Source organism: Clostridium ljungdahlii, assembly GCF_001636845.1.
Classification (GTDB): Bacteria; Bacillota; Clostridia; order Clostridiales; family Clostridiaceae; genus Clostridium_B; species Clostridium_B ljungdahlii_A.
In genome coordinates this window covers 15803-30448 of the sequence record NZ_LITT01000013.1, presented here as the reverse complement: position 1 = coordinate 30448, position 14646 = coordinate 15803, and the positions used below count along the sequence as shown (strand labels likewise).

General features: G+C 32.1%; 15 protein-coding genes. 3 read left to right on the top strand and 12 right to left on the bottom strand.

Annotated features, from left to right (window positions below; all coding sequences use genetic code 11):
• Nucleotides 1-30: 30 nt before the first annotated feature.
• Complete coding sequence (locus WY13_RS07710; protein ID WP_013240541.1) at nucleotides 31-1203, bottom strand: acyl-CoA dehydrogenase family protein; 1173 nt, start codon at nucleotides 1201-1203, stop codon at nucleotides 31-33.
• A 335-nt stretch (nucleotides 1204-1538) separates the two neighbouring features.
• Nucleotides 1539-2522, bottom strand: coding sequence for a type I phosphomannose isomerase catalytic subunit (locus tag WY13_RS07705; RefSeq protein ID WP_063555116.1), 984 nt, complete (start codon nucleotides 2520-2522; stop codon nucleotides 1539-1541).
• Between the two features lie 227 nt (nucleotides 2523-2749).
• On the opposite strand from WY13_RS07705, the gene WY13_RS07700 reads away from it, so the two are divergent.
• Nucleotides 2750-3271, top strand: coding sequence for a ferritin family protein (locus tag WY13_RS07700; RefSeq protein WP_063555115.1), 522 nt, complete (start codon nucleotides 2750-2752; stop codon nucleotides 3269-3271).
• Nucleotides 3272-3372: 101 nt separating this feature from the next.
• The gene (locus WY13_RS07695; protein WP_063555114.1) at nucleotides 3373-3789 is read left to right on the top strand and encodes a hypothetical protein; all 417 of its coding nucleotides are present in this window, start codon (nucleotides 3373-3375) and stop codon (nucleotides 3787-3789) included.
• A gap of 99 nt (nucleotides 3790-3888) precedes the next feature.
• Here WY13_RS07695 and WY13_RS07690 read toward each other — a convergent pair whose 3' ends face one another.
• Nucleotides 3889-4311, bottom strand: a complete 423-nt coding sequence (locus WY13_RS07690) for a hypothetical protein (protein ID WP_063555113.1) — start codon at nucleotides 4309-4311, stop codon at nucleotides 3889-3891.
• Nucleotides 4312-4450: 139 nt separating this feature from the next.
• On the opposite strand from WY13_RS07690, the gene WY13_RS07685 reads away from it, so the two are divergent.
• A complete protein-coding gene (locus tag WY13_RS07685) occupies nucleotides 4451-4684 on the top strand; it encodes a hypothetical protein (protein WP_063555112.1) in 234 nt (77 codons plus the stop codon).
• Nucleotides 4685-4826: 142 nt separating this feature from the next.
• On the opposite strand, the gene leuB is transcribed toward WY13_RS07685, so the two are convergent.
• The 9 genes from leuB to WY13_RS22070 are packed head-to-tail and all read right to left on the bottom strand — an operon-like array spanning nucleotide 4827 to nucleotide 14472.
• Complete coding sequence (gene leuB / locus WY13_RS07680; RefSeq protein WP_063555111.1) at nucleotides 4827-5909, bottom strand: 3-isopropylmalate dehydrogenase; 1083 nt, start codon at nucleotides 5907-5909, stop codon at nucleotides 4827-4829.
• 50 nt (nucleotides 5910-5959) lie between these two features.
• Nucleotides 5960-6658, bottom strand: coding sequence for a response regulator (locus tag WY13_RS07675; protein ID WP_063555110.1), 699 nt, complete (start codon nucleotides 6656-6658; stop codon nucleotides 5960-5962).
• A gap of 12 nt (nucleotides 6659-6670) precedes the next feature.
• Nucleotides 6671-9382, bottom strand: a complete 2712-nt coding sequence (locus WY13_RS07670; protein WP_063555180.1) for a sensor histidine kinase — start codon at nucleotides 9380-9382, stop codon at nucleotides 6671-6673.
• A gap of 43 nt (nucleotides 9383-9425) precedes the next feature.
• Nucleotides 9426-9779 (bottom strand): hypothetical protein, encoded by a 354-nt coding sequence (locus WY13_RS07665; protein ID WP_063555109.1) that lies wholly within the window; start codon nucleotides 9777-9779, stop codon nucleotides 9426-9428.
• A gap of 35 nt (nucleotides 9780-9814) precedes the next feature.
• Nucleotides 9815-10438 (bottom strand): K(+)-transporting ATPase subunit C, encoded by a 624-nt coding sequence (locus WY13_RS07660; protein ID WP_063555108.1) that lies wholly within the window; start codon nucleotides 10436-10438, stop codon nucleotides 9815-9817.
• 26 nt (nucleotides 10439-10464) lie between these two features.
• Nucleotides 10465-12528 carry a potassium-transporting ATPase subunit KdpB gene (kdpB, locus tag WY13_RS07655; RefSeq protein ID WP_063555107.1) on the bottom strand — a complete coding sequence of 688 codons (2064 nt, stop codon included), beginning with the start codon at nucleotides 12526-12528 and terminating at the stop codon, nucleotides 10465-10467.
• A gap of 24 nt (nucleotides 12529-12552) precedes the next feature.
• The gene (gene kdpA, locus WY13_RS07650; protein ID WP_063555106.1) at nucleotides 12553-14226 is read right to left on the bottom strand and encodes a potassium-transporting ATPase subunit KdpA; all 1674 of its coding nucleotides are present in this window, start codon (nucleotides 14224-14226) and stop codon (nucleotides 12553-12555) included.
• A gap of 24 nt (nucleotides 14227-14250) precedes the next feature.
• Nucleotides 14251-14328: a K(+)-transporting ATPase subunit F gene (gene kdpF / locus WY13_RS22285; protein ID WP_082848440.1), complete on the bottom strand. Its 78-nt coding sequence runs from the start codon at nucleotides 14326-14328 to the stop codon at nucleotides 14251-14253.
• A gap of 15 nt (nucleotides 14329-14343) precedes the next feature.
• The gene (locus WY13_RS22070; protein ID WP_278321777.1) at nucleotides 14344-14472 is read right to left on the bottom strand and encodes a hypothetical protein; all 129 of its coding nucleotides are present in this window, start codon (nucleotides 14470-14472) and stop codon (nucleotides 14344-14346) included.
• Nucleotides 14473-14646 lie beyond the last annotated feature (174 nt).

Here is a 14646-nt window from a genome sequence, read left to right as displayed (position 1 = left end):
TATAAAATAATAAATATTTCAAGTAAAAAATTACTCTTCTTCAGTATTGCCTCCATTAGCAATAAGTTTTCTTGAAGCTGTTAATCTTTGAACAGTTCTAGGACCTTCCTCTAACCACATTGCACGACAATCACGATATAATCTTTCAACTGGACCATATTCACATTCTTCAAAGTATCCAATTCCTCCAAATATCTCTAACATATAATCAGATACTAACTTAACAGTATTGATACTGTGAAGTTTACACATAGCTGCTTTCATCTCAATTTCCTTACCAGCTTCATAATCTTTTGCAAAATCGTAAACCATTAATCTAAGTGCATGTATTTCAGTTCCCATATCAGCAATTGTCTGTTGAATTGCTTGTCTCTTAACAAGTGGTTTTCCAAATGTTACTCTGTCTTTTGCTCTCTTAATTGTCATCTCTAACATTCTCTGAGACATACCAAGATTACTTACTGCAATATGAGCTCTAGATACGGATAAGGAATGCATTGCAATCTTAAGGCCCTCACCTTCTTTACCAAGTAAGTATTTCTTGTCAAGTTTCATGTTAGTGAATTTTAATCCTGCATGTCCAGCTCCACGGCATCCCATCATGTGAGGCATTGGAACGATTTCATAACCAGGTGTATTAACTGGTACGAAGAATGCAGATAATCTCTTATCCTTTGGAGCATCTGGGTCAGTTACAGCAATTACATATGCAAACTCACAACAGTCAGTATGTGAAATTAATGTTTTTTCGCCATTCATGATGTAGTAATCTCCATCTTTTACAGCTCTTGTATGCAAATCTGCTCCTGTACCACCTGTTTCTTCAGTTAATGCAAAGCATGTGAAGATTGTTTTATCTTGAAATTTGTCCATATATTCATCTTTTAATTCTTTACTTCCAAAGTCATCAAGAATTCTCCAGTTTAAATCCATTGCATAATGAAGATGCATACGCATTCCACCTGGTCCTCTACTGAACTCTTCTTGTACCTGTAAAATTTGTGTTTCACTTAATCCCCATCCACCATATTGTTCTGGTAATGCGCATCTGTATAAATTGTTTTCAATTGATAGATCAAAAAACTTCTGAGGAAATTTATTAGTAACCTCAACTTCTTTTTGTATTTCTTCGAAAGGTCCTTCAGCTAAAGCTCTAATTTGTTTCAGATAATCCTGAAATTCTTTTTCATTTAATTTTGACATTTTATTTCCCCCTTGTGTATTTTATAACAATCTTTATGCTTTTATTATACTTAAATCTAAAATATATTACCAATAGTTACCACCAATGTTATCGTTATCTTTTATAGTTATTGCCTATATATAATACAGTAATCCCATGGATAAAATTTAAGGGAATTGTCTTACACAAAGGGTTGGGATACAATAATAAGAATTTGAATGAAATGCTTTACTAAAATATTCGGCTAGAAATTTTAAATTTTTTGAAAATAAGATATTTTCAATTTTTATGTATGAAAAAGTATGAAGCTATTGTTAATAAAAAGATTTTTTTAACAATAGCTTCATGAAAATTTTTAAAATTTTCTTATTTCATCTAATATACTATTTTCTACTTTATTACAATCTGGAACATAGCTTTTAAGCAATTTCATGTTACCTTTTAAGCTATATTCTCCAAGAGAAGCTGGAACAAGCACGCTGTCTCCTTTAAATATATCTTCAGACCCTCCGCTGTAAACTATCTTGCCATTACCATCAACGCAGGTAAATATATAAAACCTTTCTCTATCACTTTTTTCTGCTGCTTCAATTTGAATATCATATAACTCCAGAGAAATTTCTCTTGATAAACAAAGATAGGTTTTTTTATAACCATCCTTTTTTACACTAATACCTCTGCTCTTATTTCCCTTTAATTTTAGATTTACTACATCTAAGGCTTTATTAATATGTAACTCCCTTCCCCTTCCATAATCATACACTCTGTAAGTTATATCACTATTTTGTTGGATTTCTGCCAATATAACTCCTTCACATATGGCATGCACAAGACCGCTTTTTATAAAATACACATCACCTTTTTTAACGGGAATTCTGTTCATATACTTTTCCAAACTTCCATTGTTTATAGCCTTTTTAAATTCGTCTATGTTGCATCCATCTTTAGTTCCAACTATCAAACTTGCCCCCTCAAATGCTTCAATAACATACCATACCTCTGTCTTGCCTGAATCATTTTCTACTTTTTCCGCATAGATATCATCTGGATGAACTTGTATTGAAAGTTTCTCCCTGGCGTTTATTAGCTTTACAAGAAGTGGAAATCTATTACCTTTAATTTTTGTTCCCAATAGCTTATTTCCTTGAGTCTTAATAAGATCATCAAATCTAATTCCTTTAAATTTTCCGTTCTTTACTATGCCCATACCATTTTTATGGCAGGCTATATCCCAGCTTTCTCCTATCTTACCTTCTGGAAGGTTACTCCTGAAAAGTTCTAAATCTCTACCTCCCCAAATTTTATCATAGTATAAGTTTTCAAATTTTATTGGATACACGCCAAACATCTCCTTATATTCCAAACTTATACTTATATTATAAATCAACCTTAGACAAATTTTACATAAATACAAAAAGTTTAATTGCAAATTAATAAATTACTTTTTCACAATATGATAGTTTAATATATCAGTATATTGCATTAAAGTAACTTATTTATCCTCCTTCACTTTTTATAGCTTTTATCATAAAATACTACTATAATTTATATTTTGGAGAGTTGAAAATGAAACATTATATATGTCCCTTTACTCGCTGTGGTATGAACTTTTCTAACAATGTTTCTCAGATGAACTTGAATTTAGATGAATACACTTATCCAGACAACTTCAATTCTGCACTAAAGTTAATAGAAGAAGCTATCTCTGGAGAAAGAGAAGATGAACTTTTTTACGACTATTTAATAAAAAATGCTCCTGAAAATGAATCTAAAAAAATTATATCTGGTATCAGAGACAATGAAAAAAAGCATAACAAAATGTTTAGATTTATTTACTATGAATTAGCAGGAAATATGATTCCTTCTCCTGAAAATGTAGAGTTTAATATTCCCAATTCTTTTTGTAACGGCATTAAACGTGCCTTAAATGGAGAACTAAATGCAGTTATAAAATATAGGAAAATATTATTTGCACTTAATAACAGAAAACACATAAACATGCTTATTGAAATAATAACAGATGAATTAAGACATGCTAGTTTATATAACTTTATATATACATCTAACTGCTCTAAGGAACAATTCTAGCTTAACTACTATGTATATGTAAATTTTTTTCATTGATTTGTAACTATATAACTCACTATAACATACTATTTAATTAAGAGTAAAAAATAGGAGTTGTATACATGTACGATTATGATTACTTCAGATTTGATGATGAAGCTAGAGAAGATGATGAACCCGAAGAATTAGATTATCTTGATGATGATTTTGTATGTCCTTACCTACGATTTTCCTCAAACCATACCCCTATGTGTATGAGCAGACAGCGAGATAATTTTCCACCAGGGCCTCCTCCATCCAATATTCCTCAAGCACCTGCAAACTTAGCACCTAGTTCAAGTACACAATTTGTAGATCCAGGCTCTATAAGACGATGCTTATTCAAATTCGTTTATATTTGGCCGAGGAGAGGTAATGGATTCTGGGCATGGTTAACTCATGTAGGAAGAAGATCTATTTCAGGTTATAGATGGCACAGAAATAGATGGGTTTACTTTGGAATGGATTTACGTCAAATAAGAAGTTTTATGTGCCGCTAACATTTATCCTAAAAATATAACTGACATAGTCACCAATTAAAAAATAAACTTATACTCAGGATATTTCTACGTATAAGTTTATTTTTAAGTTTAGAAATCCTATACCATAAGAAATTTTTTAAACATTATGTGAAATAATATTAGGAATATAAGGAAAAACGCTAATAGCCTATGATTCACAAGCCATTTGCCCTTCATATTCCTGCTTTTAAGTCCATATATTCCTAAACATGCTGTTGCAACCATAACTACAGCTGCAGCAAGGCCCGGTATAGAAAGCTCCTTATATTTATACATAAGATAACCATGGCACACTACGGCTATAACTCCTATAATTCCAACCAACTTGTGGTATTTTACAATGTACTTCATAAAAACTTTATATACACGCTCATACTGTTTTTTATCTTTTGGTAACTTTTTTATATACTTCCTATTTATATACTTTATAAAGAAATTAAGGAATAGTATAAAATACGCCCAAAATCCAACCCATCCTAAAAATTTCCCAAGTTCCTTCATAATCTTACCCTCCCAACTATAATGTATTTTCAAAGAAATAACTAGTCAGCATGCTAGCCTATTTTCTTTAAAATGCCTAAATAATTTAGTGTGTCATTTATGTTAATTTCATATAATATATATTAGAGGTGTGAATAAAATGTCTTGTTTAAACACAATATCCCCTACACAGCTTGCAGTACTTAGTACTTCTATAGCCATTGTTATATCTAAGGATAAAAGTCCCGAAGAAATAAATGTTCTTGGAAACTTAATTGCATCAATTGGAGCTACCATGCTTTCTATCGCAGCTCAAAAAGAAGCCCTAAAATCAATTCAAGATAAAAAAGATCAAATTCATGACTTAAAAAAGGAACTTAATGGCCTAAAGTAGATACATCCACTCATAATTTTCTAGGTCAAATTCTCTTAGTTAAACTGCAATTTAGCAATATACAGCTTATACATAAAATATTTATGTATAAGCTGTAATTATTAATTCTAGTATCTGAAATTCAATTCTAACTTGCCTCTAATTACTTACTTAACAATTTAACTATAGCATCTCCCATTTCTCTAGTTCCAACAAGTTTCATTCCATCAGTCATCATATCTCTAGTTCTATAACCATTTTCAAGTGTCTCTGATACAGCTCTCTCAATAGCAGAAGCTTCTTCATTTAGATTAAATGAGTATCTAAGCATCATCGCAGAAGACATTATTACAGCTATAGGATTAGCCGTGTTTTTCCCAGCAATATCCTGCACGGAAGAATGTATTTGATTTGGCTCAAACATTCCCAGACTTTTCTCTCCAAGGCTTGCAGCTGGCAAAGTTCCAATAGATCCAACTATTTGACTGGCTTCATCTGCTATAATATCTCCAAATGCATTTGATGCCAATACTACATCAAATGCACCAGGATTTTTTAAGATTTTCATTGAAGCACTATCTACATATATGTGTTCTAACTCAACTTCAGAGTAATTTTTTGCTACTTCATTTACAGTATTTCTCCAAAGCATGGAGCTTTCTAAAACATTAGCTTTATCAATACTGGTTACCTTTTTTCTTCTTTTAAGTGCAATTTCAAAAGCCTTTGAAGCTATTCTTCTAACTGTATTTTCACTATAGCACTCAACATCATAAGCTTCTTTTCCATCTTTGCCCTGTCTTACTCCTTTTTCACCAGAATACATTCCTCCGGTTAATTCTCTTATTATAATCATATCAATACCATTTTTTACAAGTTCAGACTTTAAAGGGCAATCATTTTTTAATGATCTTTGCAGTACTGCAGGACGCAAGTTTGCATAAAGTCCTAATTCTTTTCTCAAAGTCAAAAGTGCCTTTTCCGGTTTCTTATTTAAAGGGAGATTGCTCCACTTATCTCCTCCTATTGCTCCAAGCAAAACTGCATCACTTTTTTTACAAATATCTAAAGTTTCTTCTGGAAGGGGCTTGTCATATTTATCAACAGCTGCTCCTCCTGCGCAAACTTTTGTGTATTTAAACTCATGTGAAAATATTTCTCCAACTTTATCTAATACTTTAACAGCTTGTTCAATAGCTTCAGGTCCAATTCCGTCTCCTGGTATTAGTGCTACATTGAATTTCATCTCATTTTCCTCCAAATGTTTGTTAAGAATTTATACGTAATTCATTTATACTACTCATCTGCAAGCCTGTAGCCTACTCCAACTTCTGTGTATATATATTCTGGCTGTGCAGGATCTTTTTCTATCTTTCGTCTTAAATTTGCCATGAACACCCTTAATGATTTGGTCTCACTTCCCAAGGATGAACCCCATATTTCACGAATAATAAAATTATGAGTCAGCACTTTTCCTGAATACCTACATAAAAGTGCCATTATTTTATACTCTATAGGAGTTAAATGTATCTCTTTACCTTCTACAGTTACACGTCTTTTATCGAAATCTATAAATAGCTTTTTTACCTTAAAATTATTCAATATCTCATGTTGATCCTTGTTTACAATAAGATGCCTTAAAGACACACGAATTCTAGCAAGCAATTCACTTATACTAAAAGGTTTAGTTAAATAATCATCTGCTCCCTTATCAAGTGCTTCAACTTTCTGTCTTTCATTTCCCCTTGCAGATACAACTATAATCGGAATATTGGACCATCCTCTTACTTTTTCTATAACTTCAATTCCATCAATATCTGGAAGACCCAAATCTAATATTATAAGATCAGGATTGTGTGACATTACAAGAGAAATTCCCTCATTTCCCTTATCTGTTTCAATATATTTATATCCCTGGGAAGATAAAGCTGCTGTAATAAAATTTCTTATTGGTCTATCGTCTTCAATTACAAGAATATAAGGCTTACTATCCATCACTCTTCCTCCTTACATTAACTCATTACCACTTTCCCCTTTAGGAATGTTAAACCTAAAAATAGCCCCTCCTTCTTTTTTGTTTTCAGCTTCAATTGTACCACAATGGGCCTCAACTATGGACTTACAAATGGTAAGTCCAAGTCCCACACCACGTCTTGAATCCGCTATACTGCTGCCATTAGTAAAAAACCTATCAAATATATGGGGCAATATTTTATCTGATATTCCTATTCCATCATCTATGACTTCAAAAAATACATCATCTACACTTTCATAAACTTTTATTTGTATAAACGATTGTTTTTTAGAAAATTTTGCAGCATTCTGAATTAAATTTATAAGTACTTGCTCAATTAAATTTCCATCCATAGGAACCATTATAAGTTTCTTTGGAACATCTACCTTTATTCTATGGTCTTTAAAATATTTAGAACTTCTTTGAACTGCCTCTGATACTACTTCCTCCACCAATTCTAAGTTTTTATTGATTTTCATATTCCCCTCATCAAATTTAGTCATACTAAGGAGATTCTCTACAAGGCTTATAAGCCATTCTGTATCATCGTAAATTCCATTTAGCAAGTCTTCCTTAGTCTTTTCTGGTATAAATTTACCGTTTTCTATAATAGTACTTACTGCTCCCTTAATTCCTGCAAGTGGACTTCTTAAATCATGAGAAATAGATCTTAAAAGATTGCTTCTAAGCCTTTCACGTTCAATTTCCACTTTGGATTCCTCCTGCTGTCCTACAAGTATTTCTCTGTCAAGTGCAATAGCCATTTGACCCGTTACAGTTTCTACAATAAATTTTTGATCATAGCTTAAAAAGTCTTTTTCACAGGAAACTCCGATAACTCCTAGTATCTTATTTTGCACCTTTATTGGAATGTAATATCCCCTTGCCCTATAGAATGTATCTGTACCAGAACCAGCTTCCTTGCCTTTCAAAAAACTCCAGTAAGCTACAGCAGCCTCATCTTTATTCAAAATTAAATCATCTTTTTTTAATTCATCCAAATAATATACAAAAGGAGTTGAAAGCTTGTTATCTATAGATAGGTAACATACCACAGTCCTGTCCACAAGTCTTGATAGATATTTTATAGCTATGGAAATTACATCAGAATTTCCAACTGCACTTAAAAGTTTACTTGTCACCCTATACAATGTCTGTGTTCTTTTTTCCCTAGTATAGGACTCATCCGCATCCCGCTGGATCTTATTTGTCAAATTTCCTATTACAAATGCCTCAATAAGTATCATTATAAATGTAATCAAGTAATTTTTATCATAAAAATGAAAAGACCTCTTGGGCGGAACAAATAAATAATTAAATATAGATACACCCACTAAGGAAGATATTATACCCATTAAATAACCCGTAGTTTGCATATATACAATTATAACACCTAAAATAAAAATCATAATAACATTGGCTTCTGAAAAACCCACATAGTCAAAAATCATAGCAGCACAAGTTACTATCGATAAAATTATGGCAGCTTTAATAGCTTCCTTTAAGGACAAATTAAATTCTTTACTAAATTTCTTAGTAATATTGTCGCTTTTCCTATCGTATAGTGAATTTGGTATTACATAAACATCAATATAAGAATTAGAATCCATAAGTTTATCTACTACATCTTTTGCATAAAAATGAAATACCTTACTTGCTTTTTTGTTGTTCTTGCCTATTATTATCTTAGTTATATTTCTAAATTTTGCATATTGTATAACCTGATCTGCTATGTCATCCCCATATATTGTAACTACTTCTCCACCTAATTGCTCTCCTAAATTAAAATATGAATTAAGTCTTTTTTTATCTTCTTTACTTAATTTCTGAGATTTTGTAGTTTCTACATATACTACTATCCATTTTGAATGATAAACTTCTGCCATTCTTGCAGCTGTTCGTATAACCCGAAGAGATGAAGGTGATGAACTTATACATGCAAGTATTTGATCGGAAGCAGGTATTACAGTAATCTGACCTTTTGAAAGCCTTGCAGTTTCAATTTCATAGTTTACTCTATCAGCTGTTTTTCTAAGGGCAATTTCCCTCAAAGCATATAAATTGCTTTTAGTAAAGAAATTATGAAAGGCACTCTTTACCTGATCTCTTGCATATACTTTACCATCGCTAAAACGCTTTAAAAGTTCATCTGGTTCTATATCTATAATTTCAACTTTATCCGCATTATCAAATACTTTGTCTGGAATAGTTTCTCTTACAGAAATATGCGTTATACTTTCAACTACATCATTTAAACTTTCAATGTGCTGAACATTTAACGTAGTATATACATCAATTCCAGCTTCAAGAAGCTCCTCTATATCCTGCCATCTTTTTCTATGCCTTTTTCCCTTGGCATTGGTGTGAGCAAGTTCATCTACAAGTATTATCTCGGGCTTTCTTGAAAGTGCTGCATCCAGATCAAATTCTTTTAAAATTACCCCCCTGTAGTCGATAATTTTAGTATTTATACTCTCAATCCCTTTAGTCAAATCCATAGTTTCTAATCTTTCATGGGATTCAATATAACCTATCACTATATCTTTTCCCAAATTTTTAATGTCATGGGCTTCTCTAAGCATGGAATAGGTTTTTCCAACTCCCGCAGCATATCCAAAAAATATTTTTAATTTTCCCCTTCCACTCTCTTCTTTTTCCACTTTGTTTAAAATACGATATGGATTAGGCCTTTCATTATAATCTATAATAATCACCTCCATATAGAACTTGTATCACATTTTTATTTTCTCATTTTTCTAGATAAAATGTAACATGTTTTTCATAAAATTTATTGAATTCAATTCTATCCCCCTTAATTTTTCCTTCGATATATTCTTTTGGATAGGAAACTGTCTCGCCTTTCTTTAACATTAATTTCATATTGTTATTTTCTATGCTATACTTGCCTTTAGTGTAAACAGCTTCTCTATATAAATTATTTATTATTGTATAATTATTATTTTTATCAAGTATTAGAATTGTATTATTCTGGGGACATTCATATTTACCTATATAGGGATATTTATTATTATCTTTCTCTACAAGAACTACTATAAATACAACAATAATTATACATAATATTATAACACCCATCCTTTTCATGATACTATCACCTACTTCTCCAATTAAAATAAAATTTATTTATTTAAAATTGAGGCTATTTGAAGATTAACTTTTAGTACATTTACTCTAGGCTCACCTAAAATTCCAAAAGTTTTGCCTTCCGTATATTTACGTACTATCTTACGAATATTTTCTTCACTTATACCTGTTGCTTTCGATACTGCAGGTATCTGTATTTCTGCAGCTTTAGGACTTATATCCGGATCAAGACCGGATCCTGAACTTGTAAGAAGATCTATAGGTATATCCTCTTTCTTTACCCCTGGATGAGTTTTTAAGAAATCATTCATATCCTTTTTAACTCTATCCTGAAGTGCTTTATTTGATGGTGCCAAATTTTGAGATCCAGATGCTACTCCAGAGTAAGCCACTTTTCCACTCTTATCTGGCTTCAAATCTGCCTTTGTATAAGTGTTATAGTTCACAGACGAAACCCTTCCTCTAAAAAACCTTGGATCTGTAAAATTCTGTCCTATTAGTTCAGAACCTACCTCTTTGCCATTTACTGTTATAATACTTCCATTTGCCTGTTTATGAAAAAATACCTGACCTACACCTGTTATAAAAAGCGGATATATAATACCGCAAATTATCATAAAAACAACAGTTAATCGAATAGATTTTTGGAGCATTTTCATATTAAAACCTTCCTTTCTCAAAATATCTAACCTAAATTAAAGATTCTAACTAATGGAGTTATTAGTAAATCTATAATTTTTATTCCTATAAATGGAGCAATAATTCCTCCAAATCCAAAGATAAGCATATTCCTCAAAAGCATTGTCTCTGATTTCATAGGTCTATATTTTACGCCTCTCATAGCAATAGGTATTAAAAGAGGTATTATTATGGCATTAAATATTAACGCAGATAGTATAGCACTATAAGGTGTTGCCAATTTCATAACATTCATTATCTGCATTTGAGGTATAGCTACTGCAAACATAGCAGGTATTACAGCAAAATATTTAGCTACATCATTAGCTATGCTAAAAGTAGTAAGTGCTCCCCTTGTTATTAAAAGCTGCTTTCCTATTTCAACTACTTCTAGTATCTTGGTTGGATCTGAATCTAAGTCCACCATGTTGGCAGCCTCTTTAGCTGCAGTGGTACCACTGTTCATGGCAAGCCCTACATCTGCCTGTGCCAGTGCCGGGGCATCATTCGTACCATCTCCTGTCATTGCTACAATTTTACCTTCTGATTGTTCTTTTTTTATAGCTTCTATTTTATCCTCTGGCTTGCATTCAGCAATAAAACTATCCACTCCTGCCTCTTTAGCAATAGTTGCTGCCGTAAGTGGGTTATCTCCGGTACACATTATAGTTTTGATTCCAATTTCACGAAGCCTTTGAAATCTTTCCACAAGACCTGGCTTTACGGTATCTTTAAGATATATAACTCCATAAATTTTATTATCGACACATACTACAAGTGGTGTTCCTCCCAAGCTTGCTACTTTGTTTACAATATCATCTAGTCCATTCGGAATAGTTCCTTTTAATCTTCCCACTCTATCTTTTATAGCATCATAGGCCCCTTTTCTTATAGAAGTATCATCCTTTAAATTAACCCCACTCATTCTAGTCTGTGCTGTAAATTCTTCAAATTCCATATCCTCATATTTGGATTTTTCCACTTTTGAACCCAATTTATATCCAAGTTCTACTGTAGATTTGCCCTCTGGCGTATCATCCTTTAAAGAACATAAAACAGCACAGTCTATAAGCTCTTCTTTAGATACATCTTCTACAGGAATAAAATCTGCAGCTAGCCTGTTCCCAAAAGTTATGGTACCAGTCTTGTCAAGTATCATAGTATCTACATCACCACAGGATTCTACTGCTTTTCCAGACATAGCTATAACATTAAATCTTGTGACTCTGTCCATTCCAGCTATACCAATCGCAGATAACAGTCCTCCTATTGTAGTTGGTATAAGGCAAACTAAAAGAGCTGTAAGAGTAGATATTGAAAGCTTTACCCCTGTATAAGAAGCCATTGGATAAAGTGCTACAAGTACTATAAGAAAAATAAGTGTTAGACTTACAAGCACAGTATTAAGGGCAATTTCATTAGGCGTTTTCTGTCTTGATGCTCCTTCTACCAAACTTATCATTTTATCTAAAAAAGATTCTCCTGGGGTTGCTGTAATTTTCACTTTTAACCAATCACTTACAACTTTAGTTCCGCCTGTAACTGAAGCAAAATCTCCTCCTGATTCTTTGACAACAGGTGCTGATTCTCCAGTTATTGCAGATTCATCTACAGATGCTATACCAGAAATAACTTCCCCATCATTTGGAATTATATCTCCATTTTCCACTAAAACTATGTCACCTTTTTTTAATTCATTTGCACTTATAACAGTTATATTGCCATCTGATTCAAGTAATCTTGCAGAAGTGTCTTTTCGCGTTTTTTTAAGAGTTTCTGCTTGAGCTTTTCCTCTTCCTTCAGCTATTGCTTCTGCAAAGTTTGCAAACAATATTGTTATAAACAAAATTAAAGCTACTACAAAATCATAAATTCTCAGATTATTCCCTTTATCTCCGAATATACTAGGGAAAATTGTACTTATCAAAGATATTAAAAATCCAATTTCAACTACAAACATAACAGGATTTTTAATCATATATTTAGGATTTAATTTCTTTAAAGCTTCTACAATTGCATCTTTCATTATGCTATTTGTAATAAACTTAGATTTTTTAATTTTATTTTTCATAATCACACCATTCCCTTTTTATATTCATAATGTAAGCTGCTCTGCAATAGGTCCAAGAGACAATGCTGGAAAAAACGTAAGTGCACCAATTATCAAGACAATAAATACTAAAGTTATAGTAAATACCGCATTGTCTGTTTTAAATGTACCTGCAGTTACAGGTATTGCCTTCTTTGAAGCTAAAGATACCGATACTGCAAGCAGTATTACCATAGACAAATATCTTCCGAAAAACATTACTATGCCTGCAGTTGTATTCCAAAACATGGTGTTATCGCCAAGTCCTTCGAAACCAGATCCATTGTTTGCTGCAGAACTAGCAAATTGATATATTATTTGACTAAGTCCATGAAATCCAGGATTTGATATACTAGAAACACCCTGAGGCATAACTAAAGCTAAAGCTGAAAACATGAGTATCAAAAATGGGTGTATAATTATAGCAAGTGCTATTAATTTGATTTCTTTTCCCTCAATTTTTTTTGAAAGAAATTCAGGAGTTCTTCCTACCATAAGTCCACACAGGAAAACAGTAAGTATGGCATACATGATCATATTCATAAACCCTACACCTTTTCCACCAAATATTACATTGAGCATCATATTTACAAGTGCCACAAGTCCACCTATAGGTGTCAGTGAATCATGCATATTATTAACAGCACCACAGGATGTAGCCGTAGTAGCTGTAGTAAAAAGTGCAGACATAGGTATTCCAAATCTAACTTCCTTGCCTTCCATATTACCCATAATTTGATTAAGTCCTAAATGTCCAAGTATAGGATTACCTGCTTTTTCAGCTGCATAACATATTACAATGCCAATTACAAATAACATACTCATAGCTGAAAATATAGATATAGCCTGTTTCTTCTTTTTAATCATATGTCCAAAACATACCACAGTTGCTCCTGCAAAGAGAAGAAATGAAATTATCTCAAAAGCATTTGTAAGTGGTGTTGGATTTTCAAATGGATGAGCTGAATTAGCACCAAAGAATCCTCCTCCATTAGTTCCAAATAGTTTTACTGATTCCAAGCTTGCTACAGGTCCCATTGGAATGTCCTGGAGCTTTCCCTCTATAGTAGTAATTGTTTTATTAGCTGATAATGTCTGTGGGACACCCTGTTGAATATAAAATATAGATATTACAATACACACAGGAAGAAGTATTCTTGTTATAATTCTTACATAATCTACATAAAAATTCCCCAGTGTTTTTTTCTTTCCTGCAAGTCCTCTCATAAATGCCAGTGCTATAGAAAGACCTGTTGATGCTGCAAGAAACATAAAAAATGTAATTACTATCATCTGGCTAAAATAGGAAAGCCCTGATTCCCCACTGTAATCTTGTAAATTCGTATTAGTTAGAAAACTTATTACAGTGTTAAATGTAAGCCCTTGTTCCATACTTCCTATATGGTTTGGATTGAAAACAGGCACAAATTGAATTCTTAAAATTATATAAGTTAAAATAGCTGGAACAAGATTACATAAAAGTAAAGCTCCAATATATTGTTTCCATGTCATTTCTTCTTTTGTTATCCCTGAAACTTTATAAATAAAATTATCTACTTTATCTAGTACAGGATCTAAAAATGTTTTTTCATGTTCTGCAACTTTATAGATGTATTTACCTGTCGGAATACAAAGTAAAACAAAAATAAGAAGCACAATACCTATTTCAATTATCTCCATATCATTAACCTCCACATCCTATAGTTAAAACTTTTCCGGATTAAACAGTGCATAGCACAGATATACAAACAATAATATAATTACAATTCCTAAAAAGATCATAAATATCCCTCCAATTTATTGTTTTTTACTTATTTGGTTTTCACACCAGGATGTAAAATGTTTTAATGACAAAAATCCTATTAAAAGCAAAGCTACAAATATAATATCCAGCATTTCTATCCCTCCCCCATATTTCTTAGCCATAATACTATCACCTAATGTATAAAATTAGAGTTAAGATAAACCTTGCCTATGTAAAAATTGCATAAATGTTTATTTCCCAAAAAAAAGAAACCCACAAAATGTGAATCTCTTTCTTTATTTTCTATTTCTTTTGCTATTATAATTCTCAAAGCTAAAATACTTTTCTCTGAAAAA